This window comes from Ekhidna lutea (assembly GCF_900188325.1).
GTDB classification, from domain to species: domain Bacteria; phylum Bacteroidota; class Bacteroidia; order Cytophagales; family Cyclobacteriaceae; genus Ekhidna; species Ekhidna lutea.
Genome location: NZ_FZPD01000006.1, coordinates 182,377 through 198,549, shown reverse-complemented (window position 1 = coordinate 198,549; position 16,173 = coordinate 182,377). Strand labels below are relative to the sequence as shown.

Here is a 16,173-nt window from a genome sequence, read left to right as displayed (position 1 = left end):
ATTCAGAATTATATCACGTTGATTTTTGATCTCTTTTACTAAAATATCAATGATGGTGTAGTTGCATGAGCGAATGTATTAGCTTTTGTGAAAGGTATGTTATCTTAACAGCATGAAGCTTATTCTGCTCATTTTAAGTATCATATTTATTATTGGTTCATTCGCAACCTTATCTAAAAGGGCTGAATGGTGGATCAGGGCTTTTGATTTCCCTTACCTTCAGTTTGCCGTGCTGGGACTATGGTGCACGATTGAGTGGCTGTTGTTTCATTTTCCCCAAGGTTGGATTGATGGTATTATTTGTAGTTTGACCATGACCTTTTTTGCCTATCGATTGATCGTCATTTGGCCTTATACTTCACTTAAACGCCCACCTTTGCCAAAAAGTAAAGACTCGAATCCAATCAGTATTCTTTCAGCGAATGTATTGATGACCAATGATGATTTTGACGGTTTTTTAAAGCTTCAAAAGAGAGCGGAACCGGATATTTTGCTGCTAGTGGAAGTAAATGAGATATGGAAGGAGCATATTCATCCAACACTTTCAAAGGAATACAAGTATCAAGTGCTTCATCCGTTGGACAATACGTATGGCATGATGCTCTATTCGAAATTACCTTTACAGGATTCTGAAGTCAAATTCTTAGTGGAGAAGGATGTTCCCTCTATTCACACCAAGTTAAAGCACCCCTCAGGTGAGTTGATGCAATTTTATGGGCTTCATCCAAGGCCCCCTGCTCCGGGAGAGAACGATGAATCTACTCCAAGGGATGCAGAGCTTGTAATAGTAGGAAGGATGGCGCGGGAAACTAGCTTGCCGGTTATCGTTGCAGGTGATATGAATGATGTCGCATGGTCTCATACCACTCGTCTATTCATGCGGGTAAGTGGATTACTGGACCCTCGAATGGGACGTGGCTTTTATAATACTTTTCATGCAGAACGTCCGCTTCTACGCTGGCCTTTAGACCATATTTTCCTTAGCCATCATTTTAGAATAAAGAAATTAAAACGTCTCGATAATTTTAATTCCGATCACTTTCCTATTCTGGCTGAAGTCACGCTAAATCCATCAGCACATGCTTTGGCCTCTAAAGAACATGCAGACAGGGAGGATAAAGAAGAGGCGAAGGAAATTTTAGCAAGCTTGTGATGCGCACGGAATATGTTTTAAACAAAAAAAGCGCATCAGCCAATAGGTGACGCGCTTTTTACCTTTTTAACAACCTAACTAACCTAAACTATTGTATTGTAAAACCAAACACTTTTTCCTCTGAGTCAGTGTTCAATACTAACGTATAAGTACCCTCATTTAGATTCGTGATCTGGGATAAATCAACTTTTTCATCGCTGATTTTATCCTCTTTTTCATTGAGGTATACTTTAATATCTTCTTTGTTAGGATTAGTTACCCATATTTTAGTTCCTTTAGTGAATACGGGTTGACCGCTTTCTATAGCAACGGCCTCATCGCTAAATACAACAGCTACTTCATTTGGCTGTGTATTTTCCATTGTGGTAGTATAGGAAACAACAAAGTTGAATGAGACTACCGATACGAGTATTAATACAAACTTGATCATAACCTGCTTTCTTTACTTATTCTAACACAAACAACGTGAAAAACCCTCACTTGGTATGAAGGTTTTAGTTAAGAAGTGTAAAAATGTAGGTGAAACGCAGAATACTGTCGTTCAGGATTTTAAGTCTCTTTTGTTGAGAATCCAGGTAATAAAAGTAAGGTAAATGAATGCCCAAATGACAGGAATAATCCACTCAAACCATAGTGGTCCTTCTTTAATTTCCTGAAAAATATATCTTGCAAAGGGACTTTCGTAGAATTTACCACACAGTTTCTCAATCGAGTAAATCGGAAAAAACTTTACGATTCCTTCGGTATAGTCTTTCGTGAATGGAGCAAATTCTAAAATGGCTGTGATGATTGGCTCAAACACCATGCTATATAGGAATATTAGTACAATGGCAAAACCAGCCTTTTTTATAACCATAGCTACACTGAACGCAAATAGGCTGAAAACAACAAGTTGCATGAAATAGGCAACAAGGTGTTCCATATTGCTGAATACATATTTCAGATCGGTTACATGCGAGTACATAAAACCCGCAATCAATCCTGAGGTGAACAGCACCAATGTGCAAACGCCAGCCAGAAACAGAATTAGCGATAGTTTTGATAGCAGAAACTCTCTTTTACTTATACCATCGATAATATTTTGTCTTAATGTGTTGTAAGACAGCTCATTATTCACAGAAACAATAATGATAAAAGAGATGAGAATTTTAACAAATGATCCTAGCCAGGTAGCATTATGCCAAATGTCCGGAAAGTCATAAATGGGTAAAATGGTTGGGTCTATCCCCTCTATATCAATTTCCTTGCTTTGGAGCCACTCCAGGAAAAATATTCCTCCATTGGTTATAATCAGTTGAGCCAAAAGATAGAGGCCAAAAAGGATCCAGAATACCTTGTAGTGCTTAAGTTTAAGCCATTCGAGAGTAAAAGCTCTAATCATTTTCCTTGAGGATTTTTAAGAATTCTTGTTCGAGTGATTTTGATTGCGGGATCAGCTTTTTAAGTGCAATGCCCTGATCAAAGCAAAAGCGATTGAGATGATCCGAAGATTGGCCTTCCTTTAAAAATGCTTTTAAAGATCCATTTTCCTTTTCTAATTTTTCCAGCCCTTCAAACTTTGATACTGTAGTGGTAAGCTGATCTAAATCAGTTGATGAAATTTCAACTACATTGGTTTCTCCTAGTATTTCATGTACGGATCCTTCATGCAGTTTCACACCTTTTCTGAGGATGCAGAAATCAGTGCATACCTTTTGCACTTCATCCAGCAGGTGACTTGCCATGATGATGGTTTTACCTTGTGCCGCAATGTCTCTAATCAGCTGTCGTACTTCAGCGATTCCTTCAGGATCCAATCCATTTGTGGGTTCATCCAGCATAAGTACAGGAGGGTCGGAGAGGAGGGCAGCAGCAAGTGAAAGACGTTGCTTCATACCCAGACTGAAATTTTTGAATTTGTCATTCCTGCGCTCGAAGAGGTTGACTTGCTTCAGGATGTTATCAATATTGGAAGTGCCGCATTTTTTTATGTGGGCCACAATGCGGAGGTTCTGTACAGCAGTCAAATAACTATAGAAGCATGGTGTCTCCAGGATAGCGCCTATTTTCTGACGAGCTGCTACATTTTCAACTCCTCCAAACCACTCGAAGCTACCACTCGAAGGTGCTACTACCTCGAGTATCATTCCTAGTGTAGTCGTTTTTCCACTGCCATTTGGCCCCAATATGCCATAAACCTGACCTTCTTCAATGGTGAGGTCTAGCTGATCTACGGCTGTTAGCTTGCCGAATTTCTTCGTGAGCTTATTGATTTTTAATACACTCATTTGAATTGTTCAGTTATCATAGGTAACAAATCGTCGCTTTGAAAGCTTTGTATTAGTTCGGGGATTTTGGCAAAAGGAATAGATCCGCGCAGATAGAAACACATGGCATTGTCTTCCGTCGCAATAATACCTACGTACTCTTCGCCTTTACCTATCACTTTGATTTTCTGTTGGCCATATAGGCTGATGTACTCTTCATAGCCTAATTTTTCATAATCTGCCATAAACTGGCCATATGATTTACTAGCCAAAGTTGCAGAATCAAGGGTGTAGATCAATACTTTGTCAATATCATTGACAAGCTCGTTGAATTTTGGTTCTTGCGCGAGGTTAATCATACGAAGTGTGCTTGGATAAAAGCATAATGGGTTCATCCAGCGTGTGGTCCTTCGTGGTTCTGCAAACTCTTTAATGATAGCCTCTTGAGCAAAAAGAGACATGGAGAGCGTGAAGGTTGAAATTAGTAGTGAAAGTTTTTTCATAAAGGAGTAAAATAAAAGGCAGGATAGGGTAATCCCACACCTGCCTTTGTCAACTAACTGTCTTAATCAATTGCTTCATCCAGGTTTTCGAGATATTTCAACTGATTTACGCGCATGAGGCTGGCAAGTTTTGAGATTTGTTTCAGGTCTATCTCTCCATAGATACTTACAATCGCGAATTTCTCTTTGCCTCCGGCAACCAGGATAAGTTCTTCAATAACCCCTCCTTTTTCACGGATAGAGATTTTTACATTTTCCTCAGCATCTTTCACCGTCATTAATTCTTCAAATCCTGCTTTTTCTACATCTGCAACAGCACCATCATACATTGCTTTAGGACTGGATACTTTTTCACTGGCTACTACTTTCATGCCTTTAAGCTTACTGGTAATATCGTAGAAAAGCTGCTCGTCTTCTTCACTTCCTTCCATTTCCGCAAAGAGTGAAAACATTTTGCTGCTGACAGACACTTTGGTGAAGGTCTCGTCATCTTCATATTTATCCATGTACTTGGTTACTACTTGCTGGCTATATGCCAGGCCGGCTATGGATAAAATCATTATTGAGAATACTAACTTTTTCATATCATCTTTTTTTAAATGGTCTTAAATTGAAGGTTTCGGTTTTCTGAATTAAAGTGCTTCAAGAATCTTCTTGAAGTTCTTCTTTAGCCTTATTAAACTTCGTCAGCTTTAGGGTGTGGTTTTGGCCTTCCTGAAGTTGACCGCCTATCATCATTAAAGCTTCTTTAGTAGCCTGGAATGCTTTTTCAGGATCTTCTATAGCAAAAGGATCTTTCTGTGCATCGTTGAAAACCAACACTGCTGTGATAATCCCTATAGTAATAGTAGCTGCAGCTGAAAGCCAGGCTTTCTTTTTATTGACCCCTTTGGCTTTACTAAACCTTATCTCTTTTTGTTTGGCGAGATACCGAAAATAGTGACCTTCATTAGTGAGAGCTGGATTAGATTTAAAGTGAGCCTTGATCACTTGTTCCTCTTCCAGACTTGTCTCTCCATTCCAGTACTTTTCCAGTAGTTTATCAATTTGCGATCCCATAAGCGTCTATTTTTTGCATTGCTTCTTTTACTTTTTTTCGAGCCCTATGAATATTGACTTTTACATCACTTTCAGTAAGCCCGCATGTTTCAGCTATATCCTGATAGCTCATGTCTTCCACTTCACGAAGATGAAAGACTTCCTGCTGCTTAACCGGTAGCTCTTTTAAAACCTTCCTCATCAAAGACATAAAATCATTGGTGATTGCCTGTTCTTCCACCGGGTCTGAATGTCGCATATTTACCACCTTTTCATCCAGGTCTGCATATCGGTTTCTTCGCAAGATCTCGATGCATCGGTTTCTGACAATACGAAAAGCCCACGCGTTGACTTTTTCTACTTTGTCCAGATCCTTACGAATACTCCAGATTTTCGTGAGGCAGTCCTGCACGATATCCTTTGCCGTTTCCGGTTCACGTACGATCGATAACGCGTATCTGTACATGCCATCACTGGCGGGAAGGATTTCTTTATGGTATAGATTGTGTGACATTCAGCAAGATGATGTGGAAGCCGAATGAAAAGTTACAGAAGAATTGAAATAAAAATCTGACTACTTGAAAATGTTCGTTAGATATTTATTTCGAACGTCTCGATAAATGTAAAAATCTGAATCTATTGATATGATCTCATTATATCCGGAGAGTTCCGATACTACGACTAATGATGCATCTGCCAGGTCCATCGGAACATCACTGAACTTATCAGTCAGTTGCTTGATGCGTCCTATATGTGCTTCTTTTAACTCAAAAATTCGTAATCCACCCCGATCAATCCATTCAAGTAATGCAGATTGAGCTTTAATACTAAAGTCCAACATGTGAGATGCTTCCGTAATGACAGGCCAGGTGGTCCATAAATACCCTTCGTAGCTTTCCAGAAAGCGGACAGCTTTCAAGTGATATTTATCGGATCGATCAAAAAGAGCAATAATCGGACCTGCATCAATGAGTGTGTTTCTCATGAAGCTTAGATTTTATTTTGCTTTTATAGGTTACAGAGTGGTCCGCTTGTCCACTTTTAGCTGTGCCGAATAGATCACTCCCTAGAGCAAAAGGAAGTTGCTTTGATTGTTCTTTATTGAAATACATGGCTAATGCTTCTTTAACTATAGCAGATTTAGAAGAACCATGCTGTTGGCTATATTCAGTCAATTTTTGGCTGGTGTCATGATCTAACCGAACATTTAGCATATTTTCTTTCTTACCTCTCATTGTAATACAAATGTAATACAAATATTTAAATCCTAGAATCAGAGCTATTTCCTCTTTTTTCTAACCCAATAGCCGATCAGCAGTACGACGATAAGTATGGGTATTAAATACCAACCTTTATAGAGGCTATCATATTCGATTGGCTCAGGATCATCCAAAAGAAGCAATAAGTAAAAAAGTAAATGCATTTCAATCCATTTGATTCATGTATGAAGTTACAAACAGGTCGATAGATAGCAAAAAAACTAGTCTGTTATTACATTGGTTACGAAAGTGGATTTGGTAAGTAGCCAAAGTAAAAAGAATACAGCCGCCCATTTCAAATAGACATAATAGAAATCTGTAGTGTCTTTGTAGCGTGTTTCCTTTATTTCGGCTTTTTCTAATCGGTCTATTTCATCAAATACCTGAACCAACGCTTCTTTATCAGATACACGGTAAAATTTACCGTTACCGATTTTCGCAATTTCTCTCAGTGCAGTTTCGTCAAAGGTATTTTCAACCATTCTTGGCCGACCGAAAAAGTCCGTTCCAAAAGGTACTTTGCCCTCCCTTCCGATTGCTATTACATACATTTTGATGTTATAAGCATTGGCCAGATTGGCGGCTGTGATGGGGTCGACATTTCCAGCTGTATTGTCGCCATCACTTAGCAGGATCATCACCTTAGATTCCGAGTTAGATTCACGAAGAAAATTAATGCCTGATGTAATGGCATTACCAATAGCAGTGCCTCTACTTTCAATTTTATCAAAGTCAATATCTTCTATTAATTCATAGAGAAGCCCGTAATCGGTTGTTAACGGACATGAAGGGAGGGCATCTCCTGAGAAGATCACCAATCCAATTCTGTCCTGAAATCTTCCCGCAACGAAGTTTCTCGCTACTTCCTTTGCCGCCTCTAATCGGTTGGGAAGAAAATCCATGATTTGCATGGATTCGGAAATGTCAATATTCAGAACGATATCAATTCCTTCACTCCATTGTTCTACCTGCTCGTTGGTTGTCTGAGGCCTTGCCAGGCTAGTCATAATCAATAAAAGGCTGATGATGAAGAACACAGGTGGTATAAACCGGAGGTACGTGATGGGGTCACTTTTAAGATCTTTTTTGGTTAGCGCTACCGGCAGTTTTTGGCTAAACTGGTTAACAATAAGCCATCTGAGAATAAAAATGAACGGAATAATTAGCATGGCATAAAACCAAACCGGATTAGCCCAATCGAAGCTTTGAAGCTTAGAAGGAGAAAACCAATCGAGTGAAAACCACGAGATTTTTGAGACCATACTAATTCGAATTTTCTTTTAATATTTCTGCAGTCACGTCCTTACCTCCTTTTAAATTCACGTAAAGTGAGTGAGGTGTGTATATGAAGCCCCACGGTATACCCCACCAGCCTAGAAAAAAAGTAATCAGTGTGTATGGGAGTCCTTTAATTACTCCATTTTCATCATTACTTATGAATTTAACCTTGCTTGACCTTCTGAATGAAAAGACTATTATTGATATGGTATAATAGTAAATTACGAATTTGCCTCCATGCCTCAGCTCTTCATTCAGCTGGTCTAGAGTGAGTCCAAACTGGGTGATTTTTGTTGCCGCTATTTCAGTTTCTTCATCTTTTGTCTTGGGAATGGTATCAGTTTGATTTTGCTTTATTTTATTATATGCTTCATTGTATCGATGTTGTGAAAATTCTTCCAATTGTTGGAAATCCTGAAATACGAATTCATTAACCTTACGTCCATATACCATTCTATCCACATTTTGTAGTGGATTTTTTAATTCTGACGTGAATTCATAATCGAGGATTTCCTTAGTGGTAAGAATTGTAAAGGGTATTTTTTCCAGCCTCTCATGATACTTCTTCCAAAGAAATAGCGCCCTTTCAGCTGTTGATGGTTCAGGGTCTGTTTTTAATTTCCTTATGTATGTAGCAAATATGTCAGCATATTGGGCGTATTCATTATGTAATTTTTTCAGTTTCAACCAGCGTAAAATCTTCTTACCAAATGCTAAAAGAATGATGATGGTCAAAATGATCAATCCGCCAATGATATAATACATGAGTGGATAGTTGAATTGGGTATCCACTAACTGATAGTCAAGGTTTGTTTTCAGCTTGGTAGTATCTGTCACCATTGGTGCCAATTCGGTCAGGTAAATTGAATCGATCGGGGTGTTGATTATGGTAGAATCATTACCTTTTAAGATAGCAACTGGCAGATTGAGGTATTGTACCTTATCTATTTCAAATGACTGAATTGTATACACGGTTGAATCAAATGCTAAACCTTCTTTTACTTGAGTCGGATAGTAGATTTTACTACTAAATTCAAAGGGTGCAAATGAGTATAAACTATCTGGAAATACCATTTCCAAATCAGGCGGATAGCTTGCTGAAACCCAGTAGTTTACATCTTGACCAATGAGCAGGCTGTCCTCTACAAATCCACCCTTCACAGTAATTTCCTGCGCTCCCAGATTGATGGAGCTCAAAAGGACAATGATAGAGATCAAGTATTTACCTCGTCTTTCTTGCATTGCTTCTGTTTCTGTGTCTGAATAGTTTGATGAGTTTAGGTACATAATCATCCTCTGTACCAATAGAGACATAATTCACATCATTTCTCCTGCAGAAATCTTCGAGCGACTCCTTATTCTTACCATGTGTTTTGTCTACTGCATTTTTGAACTCTTTGGATGAAGTATTTAGCCATACTGTTTTGCCAGATTCCTTTTCATAGAGAGGGACAATGCCTAAATGTGGAACTGCAGATTCTCTTTTATCTGATATATGTACTACAACCAGGTCATGTTTACGAGCTAAACCACGCATCGAATGTGTGAAGTTTTCATCTATGAAATCAGAAATAATGAAAACGATGGCTTTCTTATTTAAGAGGTTTAATGTGTATTTGATGCCTTCGTCCAGATTGGTTTTTCTGGATTTAGCCTTAAGGGAAAACATGCGATTAATTATTTCATATGCATGTTTGATGGTTTTACTAGGCTTAACATAGTCTTCCACCTGATCTGAATAGCATAACAGACCAACCTTGCTTCCCTCACGAATGGCAGAAAGTGCCAGCAAACCCGTCATCTCTTTCGCCAGATCAATTTTTTGACGTTTGTCTTTTCCGATTTCCTGGGAGGCAGAAACATCCAATAAGAAAAATACTGTTTGTTCTTTTTCTTCAATGAAGGTTTTCATGAAGGTACCATGTCCTTTTGCTGTTACCTTCCAGTCAATGTTACGGACATCATCTCCCCATTGATACGGGCGTACATCGTCAAATTCCAGACCTGACCCTTTAAAAATGGAATGGAAATCTCCTTGCATTTGCGAGTTAATCGCCTTGCGAATGCGAATTTCGTACCGTCTAAGCCTTTTGAGGATATCCTTCATGTTGAGTTTATTGCTTTATCAAGTTTGGCATTAATATGGCATCATTGATAATTGCATAGCATTGTATGATCTTTGCTATTGATCTAAACAATCTTTGACCTTCAAAATTATATTTTCACACATATATTGACTGATTTGAGAAGTATTTTTTTAACCGTTCTTGTAATAGTTTGTTCTTGTACAGGATCAAACGTACCTGAAGACCTAATAAATAGGGAGAAGATGGTAAAAGTGATGACTGAAATTCATCTTTTGGAGAGTAAAATCTCTAACCTTTACCTTGCAGATGGTGATTCTATTCAGGTCGTTTATGATCATTATGAAAAGCTTCTTTTTCAGGATTTAGGAATCACACAGGATCAATACGAACGAAGTTTTAATTACTACGTGGACAATCCGAATGAGTTCGAAAAAATCTATACAACAGTAGTGGATTCTTTAATGGAAAAGGAGAAAAGATTTAAGTAGTGAAGGTATATCCGCAGGATATTGAAGATAAACTTGGTTTTGATCAGATTAGGGAGCATCTGATTCGTTTTTGTCAAAGCAGACGAGGGGAGGAGCTGGCTGAAAAAGCAAAGCCTACCGAGAGATTCGAGGTATTATTAAAGTGGCTGACTCAAGCTAAAGAGATGATTCGCTTGAAGTCGAGCTCTGAGAATGTTCTATTCGAATTTCCTGATATAGATGAATACCTGATTCAGGTAAAGGTTCCGGGATCATTTTTAGATCCTGAACACTTCCATGAGCTAAAACGAGGAGTCAATACCCTTACCTCGTGGATTTCATTCTTTCAAAAGAAAGGAAACGAATATTCAGAGCTTTTGACTTTATCCAGTCACATAGAAATTGATCCGAATCTTGCCATTCACATAGAAAAAACCATTGATGAAAGAGGAGAGGTAAAGGATTCAGCTTCAAAGGAACTTTCAGAAATACGGACTAAGATTTCAAAGTCTGAACGTGCCGTCCGATCGGCTATTCAAAAAGTGCTAAAACGTGCAAAAGAAGATCAGTTTACGGAGGAAGACAGTACGTTGACCGTGCGTGATGGTAGATTGGTTATTCCGATTAAAGCAGAGCATAAGAAACGAATTCAGGGGTTTGTACATGATGAATCAGCCACTGGACAGACGGTCTATCTGGAACCTGGAGAAGTATTGGAATTGAATAATCAGGTCCGAGAGTTAAAATATGCAGAAAAGCGTGAGGTAATTCGCATTTTGATTGAGCTGTCGGATCATGTAAGAGCCAATCTGCCAAATCTGCAAAAAGGAGCTGACTTAATTGAAAAACTTGATTTTATTCATGCCAAAGCACTCCTTAGCGATTTAATTAATGGGATTGTTCCGGAAATTGAGAAGTCTTCAAAGTTTGCCCTGATAAATGCTGTCCATCCATTGTTGTATTTATCCCATAAGGGTAGTGGTAAACCGGTTATACCATTGAACTTGTCTCTGGATCAGGAGAAAAGGATACTGATAATTTCTGGCCCCAATGCGGGCGGTAAATCAGTAGCGTTAAAGACTGTAGGGCTATTGCAGTATATGCTCCAAACAGGTCTTCCAGTACCCATAAGTGAGGAAAGTAAAATGGGCATATTTTCTTCTATTTTCATTGATATTGGCGACACTCAATCACTAGAGGACGATCTCAGTACCTACAGCTCGCACTTGACCTCAATGAATTACTTTCTTGAGCACACCAATAAGAAATCACTTTTTCTGATTGATGAGTTTGGAAAAGGCACTGAGCCACAGTTTGGTGGAGCTATCGCAGAGTCCGTTCTTAATGAGTTAAATCAGAAAAGAGCTTTTGGAATTATTACCACTCATTATCAAAATCTCAAAAAGATTGGGGATGAAACTCCGGGGTTAATCAACGGCGCAATGAAATATGATCTGGATGCGCTTGAACCCCTGTTTGAGCTTGAAGTAGGAAAGCCGGGTAGTTCATTTGCATTTGAAATTGCTGGTAAGATTGGGCTGCCGAATCAGATCATTGCTTCAGCACGGAAAAAGATAGGGAGTTCACACGTAGCTTATGATCAGCTTTTGAACCAGCTGGAAAAGGAAAAGGCAAAGTTTGAAAAGCAAACAAAAAAGCTGGAAAAAGATCAAGCGGATATCCATAAGGTAAGGAAGGATTATGAGGAGCTTAGAAAGATGCTTGAAGAAGATAAAGCTCGTATCATCAAAGAGGCAAAAAAGGAAGCAAGTCACATTTTAGCAAACGCAAATAAAGATGTGGAACGAACCATCCGAGAAATAAAGGAAAGTAAAGCGTCAAAAGAACGGACCAAGGCCGCCAGAGAAAAACTGGATAGGAAAAAAACTCATTATAAAGAACAAGACAAAAGGAAACCAAATCCGTTAAAAGAAGGAGATGTGGTTAAATTAATTGGACAGGAAACGGCCGGTACGATTCAAAAGATAAAAGGAAAGCAGGCAGAGGTGCTATTTGGAGCATTGAAGTCAATCGTATCTATTGACAACCTTCAAAAAGCAAATGATGCCCCACAGGTCAGCTATCAAAAGAAGGTCAAGCAAATGGGTATCAACCTGACAGATAAAATGGCCAATTTTGATCATGAAATCAGTATTCGTGGAATGAGAGCAGATGAGGCTATAAGCAGGGTGGAGTCCTTTATTGATGAAGCGCTGCTGGTTGGTGTCGATGAGATCAGAATTGTACATGGAAAAGGGCATGGTGTTTTGAGAGAAATTGTAAGAAATATAACTAAAGGTCACCCAGGCATTTCAAGTGTGGAGGATGAGCATGCGGATCGGGGAGGTGCAGGAATCTCAATCATTAAGCTTCAATAATGGAATTTACCAGGCATCAATTGGCCCTTCGAAACGGTAACGAGCGGGAAGAAATCTGGATCGCCTATAAAGGAGTCATTTATGATGTGACGAACTCCAAAATGTGGAGAAATGGCAAACATTATGAGCATTGGGCCGGTCAGGATTTGACGGATGAACTCCAGGATGCACCTCACGATACAAAAGTTTTTGAGAAATTGCAGGTGGTAGGTCGATTAGTACATTAATTAAAAAGACCCTATGAAAATAGTCCATGTCGGGTTTCCCAAAACCGCTTCCACTTTTTTACAATGGAGGGTTTTCCCTTTGCTACAAGGAATAAACTACATTGACTATCGTACTTGCAGGGAGGTTTTTCAGCCAATCATTTACTCCGATGTACTGGATTACTCCATTGACGAGATAAAAAGCGCCCTTTCTCAGAGCACTGGGAATACACTTTATTCTTTTGAATCACTCACCGGATCTCCATTTTACTATAAGGGTCTGGGGAGGTCAAATATTGCAAAAACACTGAAGAAACTTGGGTTTGACAAGGTGATCATTACCATTAGAAGTCAGGAAAAAGCCATCGATTCATATTATCGACAGTATGTTGTTCAGGGAGGTACCCTCAGCTTTCGTAATTGGTTGGATATCGATAATCATAGGCCTTTACCTCAAAAATATTTTCATAGAGGTTATCTCCAATATGATAAGCTAGTCGATGTATACGCTTCTGAGTTTGGAAGGGAAAACATTCTTTTGCTGACTCAGGAATCCTTACATGAAGACCAACAATCATTCATCCAAAAAATATCCCAGTTTACAAAGACTACTTATCAAACATCTGAAGCAAAAAGAAAGGCAAATGAGTCGTTATCAAATTTAGGCATCTCCATTCTTCGCCTGGTGAATCACTTTACGTTTAGCAGCGTTCGACCATTTCATTTAATCTCAAAAAGAATTTCAAATCGATTAGTTTGGAAGATATTTGCTATCATTTTAGATCCTTACTTATTCCGTCTCTTTTCTAGTCGATCATCCTATGTTTCAAAGTACGGGCTGGAGAAGCGAATTCAAGAATATTATAAAGGGTCTAATGAAAGCCTGAAAAAAAATTGGGGAATAGATTTTAATAACTAACATTTTATGAGTGTTCCATACGCAGATCTAACGGCACAATATTTATCAATTAAGTCTGAAATAGATAAAGCAATACAGGATTGCATAGATCAAACTGCTTTCATAGGCGGTTCAGTCATAAAGGAATTTGAGGAAGATTTTGCTCAATATGCTGGTGCTAATTTTTGTGTGGGATGTGCCAATGGTACAGATGCCATAGAAATTGCATTAAAAGCCCTGGGCGTTGGTCCAGGCGATGAAGTCTTAGTGCCCGCACTTACCTGGATAAGTACTGCAGGAGCTGTTAATAATATTGGAGCAGAACCCGTTTTTGTAGATGTTTTGGAGGATCAGCGCACCATCGATCCAGCTTTAATCGAAGCTAAGATCACCGACCGCACAAAGGCGATCATTCCTGTGCATTTATATGGGCTCCCTGCCCGTATGAGTGAAATTATGCAGATTGCGAACAAGCATGGTCTTAAAGTAATTGAAGATAGTGCTCAAGCTCATGGTGCTGAAATTGATGGGAAAAGGATTGGATCATTTGGCCAAATAGCAACATATAGTTTTTACCCCGGAAAGAACCTGGGAGCATATGGTGATGCGGGTGGGATTACAACCAATGATGAGGAATTGGCCAAAACGTGCAAAATGATCACCAATCATGGTCAACTTAAAAAACATAACCATCAAATTATTGGCAGAAATAGCAGGTTGGATACTATTCAGGCAGCTATTTTGAAAGCCAAACTACCACACCTGGGAGAATGGACTGAAAAGCGAATTGCACACGCGAAAAAATATTTTCAATTGTTATCCGCTGTAAAGACACCTGCAATTCCAGAAGGGTACAAACACGTGTTTCATGTATTTGCCATTCAGTCTCAAACGAGGGATGAGGTCAAAGAACTACTTGATCAGGCAGGAGTAGGTAATGCTGTTCACTACCCTAACCCATTACCACTGGTACCATCTTATGCTTACAAAGGACATCAGTCTGGTGAATTTCCCGTTTCTGAGAAACTTTGCGCTGAGATTCTGAGCATTCCAATGTTTGCAGAGATGACAGAAACACAAATTGAAGAAGTAGCCTCAATTATCAATCAACTATGAGATATTAAAAGGGTGGGGGCTCTGAGGTTCTTTTGATAATGGATGGTATTCGCCGCTGAAGCCTTCGGGTTTCTGATTACGAATGTCATAAACAATATCAATTGCAGTTTTAGCTTCACTGATTTTGAAACCATTGCCTTCCAGGATGTTTTGGTAGCTCAAAGTATGAAGATCAGTGAACCCTCCACTGAATTCGAATTCTTCCTCACCGATTTTCAGTGAACGATAGGTTGTCTTGCCTTCTTTTTTAGCCTGCTCAGGTAGTAATTGAGCGTTGATACTTAAGAACCATCGGACGTTTGCATTTTCCAGCTCAAGAAATCCGGAAGAGCGATCATGTGAATTGATATGAACCGTATTTTTTTTCACACCGCCAAAAATCCATGTTAGCATATCAAAGAAATGAATACCGATGTTAGTGCTTATTCCTCCGCTCTTGCTATCATCTCCTTTCCAACTTGTGAAATACCAATGTCCTCTGCTGGTGAGGTAGGTTAGGTCTATGTCCCAGATTTTCCCGGGATTGGCAGCAATTTTCTTTTTCAATTCAATTACGGCAGGATGTAACCTTAACTGGAGGATGGTATGTATCCTTTGGCCGGATTCCTTTTCAATCTCAAGAAGGGAATCAATATTCCATGGATTGAGTACAAGTGGTTTTTCGCAGATAGCATCTGCTCCACTTCGTAATGCGAATCGCATATGTGCATCGTGTAAATAGTTTGGCGAGCAAATGCTGACATAATCAATGCCTGTTCCCTTACGACGCAATTTGTCAATGTGTCGATCAAAACGTTCAAACTCTGTAAAGAAATCAGTGCTGGGAAAATAACTATCGATAATTCCAACACTGTCGTTAGGATCGAGCGCTGCAACCAAATCATTGTCGGTTTCTTTTATGGCCTTCATATGACGTGGGGCGATGTATCCTGCAGCACCTATTAAAGCAAATCGCTTTTTCATAATTTCTTTACTTGATCGTTTTCCAGTTTGTATGTATTTCCTTCCTCTTCGCAGAAGCACTCATTACTTTTTGTGAAATCCAAGCGAGCACCAGTTTCACTCATCCATCCAATCTGCTTTCCCGGATTACCCACAATCAACGCATATGGCTTCACCTCTTTGGTAACCACACTTCCGGCACCAATGAATGAGTGTGCTCCTATTTCATTTCCGCAGATGATAGTGGCATTGGCACCAATTGAAGCACCTTTTCTTACGGTAGTTTTTAAGAATTCATTTTTTCTATTGACAGAGCTACGCGGATTGTGCACATTGGTAAACACTGCAGAAGGACCGATAAAAACATCATCCTCACAAATGACACCATCATAGATAGATACATTATTTTGAATCTTTACCCCATTTCCAATCTTCACACCAGACATAATAAATACATTTTGCCCCAGGTTGCAATGACTACCAATTTCAGCATTGGGCATGATGTGAGTGAAATGCCACACCTTGGTGTCATCTCCAATTTTGCAGCCATCATCAATGACAGCTGTTTCATGTGCAAAGTAATTTTTATCAGACGATTTCAT

At 39.2% G+C, this 16,173-nt stretch carries 20 protein-coding genes; 6 read left to right on the top strand and 14 right to left on the bottom strand.

The window, feature by feature from the left end; genetic code table 11:
• Window positions 1–112: 112 nt before the first annotated feature.
• The gene (locus CHB71_RS17385; RefSeq protein WP_089358230.1) at window positions 113–1,153 is read left to right on the top strand and encodes an endonuclease/exonuclease/phosphatase family protein; all 1,041 of its coding nucleotides are present in this window, start codon (window positions 113–115) and stop codon (window positions 1,151–1,153) included.
• Window positions 1,154–1,241: 88 nt separating this feature from the next.
• Here the strand turns inward: CHB71_RS17385 and CHB71_RS17380 are convergent, their stop codons facing one another.
• The 12 genes from CHB71_RS17380 to CHB71_RS17325 form a co-directional block, all read right to left on the bottom strand.
• Window positions 1,242–1,583, bottom strand: a complete 342-nt coding sequence (locus CHB71_RS17380) for a hypothetical protein (RefSeq protein WP_089358229.1) — start codon at window positions 1,581–1,583, stop codon at window positions 1,242–1,244.
• A 111-nt stretch (window positions 1,584–1,694) separates the two neighbouring features.
• A complete protein-coding gene (locus tag CHB71_RS17375; RefSeq protein WP_089358228.1) occupies window positions 1,695–2,534 on the bottom strand; it encodes an ABC transporter permease in 840 nt (279 codons plus the stop codon).
• Window positions 2,527–3,420, bottom strand: a complete 894-nt coding sequence (locus tag CHB71_RS17370) for an ABC transporter ATP-binding protein (protein WP_089358227.1) — start codon at window positions 3,418–3,420, stop codon at window positions 2,527–2,529. The genes CHB71_RS17375 and CHB71_RS17370 overlap by 8 nt, the downstream gene beginning before the upstream one ends.
• On the bottom strand, window positions 3,417–3,902 hold the full coding sequence (locus CHB71_RS17365) for a hypothetical protein (protein ID WP_089358226.1): 486 nt from the start codon (window positions 3,900–3,902) through the stop codon (window positions 3,417–3,419). The genes CHB71_RS17370 and CHB71_RS17365 overlap by 4 nt, the downstream gene beginning before the upstream one ends.
• Window positions 3,903–3,964: 62 nt before the next feature.
• Entirely contained in the window at window positions 3,965–4,486 is a 522-nt protein-coding gene (locus tag CHB71_RS17360; RefSeq protein WP_089358225.1) for a DUF4252 domain-containing protein, read from the bottom strand.
• A gap of 58 nt (window positions 4,487–4,544) precedes the next feature.
• Window positions 4,545–4,961, bottom strand: coding sequence for a hypothetical protein (locus CHB71_RS17355; protein WP_089358224.1), 417 nt, complete (start codon window positions 4,959–4,961; stop codon window positions 4,545–4,547).
• Window positions 4,945–5,454: an RNA polymerase sigma factor gene (locus tag CHB71_RS17350; RefSeq protein ID WP_089358223.1), complete on the bottom strand. Its 510-nt coding sequence runs from the start codon at window positions 5,452–5,454 to the stop codon at window positions 4,945–4,947. The genes CHB71_RS17355 and CHB71_RS17350 overlap by 17 nt, the downstream gene beginning before the upstream one ends.
• A gap of 60 nt (window positions 5,455–5,514) precedes the next feature.
• Complete coding sequence (locus CHB71_RS17345) at window positions 5,515–5,925, bottom strand: type II toxin-antitoxin system VapC family toxin (protein WP_089358222.1); 411 nt, start codon at window positions 5,923–5,925, stop codon at window positions 5,515–5,517.
• Window positions 5,906–6,175 carry a ribbon-helix-helix domain-containing protein gene (locus CHB71_RS17340; protein ID WP_089358221.1) on the bottom strand — a complete coding sequence of 90 codons (270 nt, stop codon included), beginning with the start codon at window positions 6,173–6,175 and terminating at the stop codon, window positions 5,906–5,908. The genes CHB71_RS17345 and CHB71_RS17340 overlap by 20 nt, the downstream gene beginning before the upstream one ends.
• 245 nt (window positions 6,176–6,420) lie before the next feature.
• Entirely contained in the window at window positions 6,421–7,461 is a 1,041-nt protein-coding gene (locus tag CHB71_RS17335) for a VWA domain-containing protein (RefSeq protein WP_179213463.1), read from the bottom strand.
• Window position 7,462: 1 nt separating this feature from the next.
• On the bottom strand, window positions 7,463–8,719 hold the full coding sequence (locus tag CHB71_RS19050; RefSeq protein WP_245811346.1) for a hypothetical protein: 1,257 nt from the start codon (window positions 8,717–8,719) through the stop codon (window positions 7,463–7,465).
• Window positions 8,700–9,584: a DUF58 domain-containing protein gene (locus CHB71_RS17325; RefSeq protein ID WP_089358219.1), complete on the bottom strand. Its 885-nt coding sequence runs from the start codon at window positions 9,582–9,584 to the stop codon at window positions 8,700–8,702. Before CHB71_RS17325 ends, CHB71_RS19050 begins: the two co-directional genes overlap by 20 nt.
• Window positions 9,585–9,710: 126 nt before the next feature.
• Between CHB71_RS17325 and CHB71_RS17320 the strand changes: the two genes are divergently transcribed.
• From CHB71_RS17320 to CHB71_RS17300, 5 genes are read left to right on the top strand one after another with little or no spacing between them, the layout of a single operon-like run.
• A complete protein-coding gene (locus CHB71_RS17320; RefSeq protein WP_317043994.1) occupies window positions 9,711–10,052 on the top strand; it encodes a DUF4296 domain-containing protein in 342 nt (113 codons plus the stop codon).
• Window positions 10,052–12,409: an endonuclease MutS2 gene (locus tag CHB71_RS17315; RefSeq protein ID WP_089358217.1), complete on the top strand. Its 2,358-nt coding sequence runs from the start codon at window positions 10,052–10,054 to the stop codon at window positions 12,407–12,409. The genes CHB71_RS17320 and CHB71_RS17315 overlap by 1 nt, the downstream gene beginning before the upstream one ends.
• Window positions 12,409–12,636: a cytochrome b5 domain-containing protein gene (locus tag CHB71_RS17310; protein WP_089358216.1), complete on the top strand. Its 228-nt coding sequence runs from the start codon at window positions 12,409–12,411 to the stop codon at window positions 12,634–12,636. Before CHB71_RS17315 ends, CHB71_RS17310 begins: the two co-directional genes overlap by 1 nt.
• A 13-nt stretch (window positions 12,637–12,649) precedes the next feature.
• Window positions 12,650–13,534 (top strand): hypothetical protein, encoded by an 885-nt coding sequence (locus tag CHB71_RS17305; RefSeq protein WP_089358215.1) that lies wholly within the window; start codon window positions 12,650–12,652, stop codon window positions 13,532–13,534.
• A 6-nt stretch (window positions 13,535–13,540) separates the two neighbouring features.
• A complete protein-coding gene (locus CHB71_RS17300; protein ID WP_089358214.1) occupies window positions 13,541–14,629 on the top strand; it encodes a DegT/DnrJ/EryC1/StrS family aminotransferase in 1,089 nt (362 codons plus the stop codon).
• Here the strand turns inward: CHB71_RS17300 and CHB71_RS17295 are convergent.
• On the bottom strand, window positions 14,624–15,592 hold the full coding sequence (locus CHB71_RS17295) for a Gfo/Idh/MocA family protein (RefSeq protein ID WP_089358213.1): 969 nt from the start codon (window positions 15,590–15,592) through the stop codon (window positions 14,624–14,626). The genes CHB71_RS17300 and CHB71_RS17295 overlap by 6 nt on opposite strands.
• Window positions 15,589–16,173, bottom strand: coding sequence for an acyltransferase (locus CHB71_RS17290; protein WP_089358212.1), 585 nt, complete (start codon window positions 16,171–16,173; stop codon window positions 15,589–15,591). Before CHB71_RS17290 ends, CHB71_RS17295 begins: the two co-directional genes overlap by 4 nt.

What these genes read in the sequence shown, in the direction of transcription:
- CHB71_RS17375 (WP_089358228.1), bottom strand. Translation starts at nt 2,534, where the DNA reads ATGATTAGAGCTTTTACTCTCGAATGGCTTAAACTTAAGCACTACAAG.
- CHB71_RS17335 (WP_179213463.1), bottom strand. Translation starts at nt 7,461, where the DNA reads ATGGTCTCAAAAATCTCGTGGTTTTCACTCGATTGGTTTTCTCCTTCT.
- CHB71_RS17380 (WP_089358229.1), bottom strand. Translation starts at nt 1,583, where the DNA reads ATGATCAAGTTTGTATTAATACTCGTATCGGTAGTCTCATTCAACTTT.
- CHB71_RS17340 (WP_089358221.1), bottom strand. Translation starts at nt 6,175, where the DNA reads ATGAGAGGTAAGAAAGAAAATATGCTAAATGTTCGGTTAGATCATGAC.
- CHB71_RS17365 (WP_089358226.1), bottom strand. Translation starts at nt 3,902, where the DNA reads ATGAAAAAACTTTCACTACTAATTTCAACCTTCACGCTCTCCATGTCT.
- CHB71_RS17305 (WP_089358215.1), top strand. Translation starts at nt 12,650, where the DNA reads ATGAAAATAGTCCATGTCGGGTTTCCCAAAACCGCTTCCACTTTTTTA.
- CHB71_RS17310 (WP_089358216.1), top strand. Translation starts at nt 12,409, where the DNA reads ATGGAATTTACCAGGCATCAATTGGCCCTTCGAAACGGTAACGAGCGG.
- CHB71_RS17350 (WP_089358223.1), bottom strand. Translation starts at nt 5,454, where the DNA reads ATGTCACACAATCTATACCATAAAGAAATCCTTCCCGCCAGTGATGGC.
- CHB71_RS17360 (WP_089358225.1), bottom strand. Translation starts at nt 4,486, where the DNA reads ATGAAAAAGTTAGTATTCTCAATAATGATTTTATCCATAGCCGGCCTG.
- CHB71_RS17325 (WP_089358219.1), bottom strand. Translation starts at nt 9,584, where the DNA reads ATGAAGGATATCCTCAAAAGGCTTAGACGGTACGAAATTCGCATTCGC.
- CHB71_RS17300 (WP_089358214.1), top strand. Translation starts at nt 13,541, where the DNA reads ATGAGTGTTCCATACGCAGATCTAACGGCACAATATTTATCAATTAAG.
- CHB71_RS19050 (WP_245811346.1), bottom strand. Translation starts at nt 8,719, where the DNA reads ATGCAAGAAAGACGAGGTAAATACTTGATCTCTATCATTGTCCTTTTG.
- CHB71_RS17385 (WP_089358230.1), top strand. Translation starts at nt 113, where the DNA reads ATGAAGCTTATTCTGCTCATTTTAAGTATCATATTTATTATTGGTTCA.
- CHB71_RS17295 (WP_089358213.1), bottom strand. Translation starts at nt 15,592, where the DNA reads ATGAAAAAGCGATTTGCTTTAATAGGTGCTGCAGGATACATCGCCCCA.
- CHB71_RS17370 (WP_089358227.1), bottom strand. Translation starts at nt 3,420, where the DNA reads ATGAGTGTATTAAAAATCAATAAGCTCACGAAGAAATTCGGCAAGCTA.
- CHB71_RS17355 (WP_089358224.1), bottom strand. Translation starts at nt 4,961, where the DNA reads ATGGGATCGCAAATTGATAAACTACTGGAAAAGTACTGGAATGGAGAG.
- CHB71_RS17345 (WP_089358222.1), bottom strand. Translation starts at nt 5,925, where the DNA reads ATGAGAAACACACTCATTGATGCAGGTCCGATTATTGCTCTTTTTGAT.
- CHB71_RS17290 (WP_089358212.1), bottom strand. Translation starts at nt 16,173, where the DNA reads ATGAAATCGTCTGATAAAAATTACTTTGCACATGAAACAGCTGTCATT.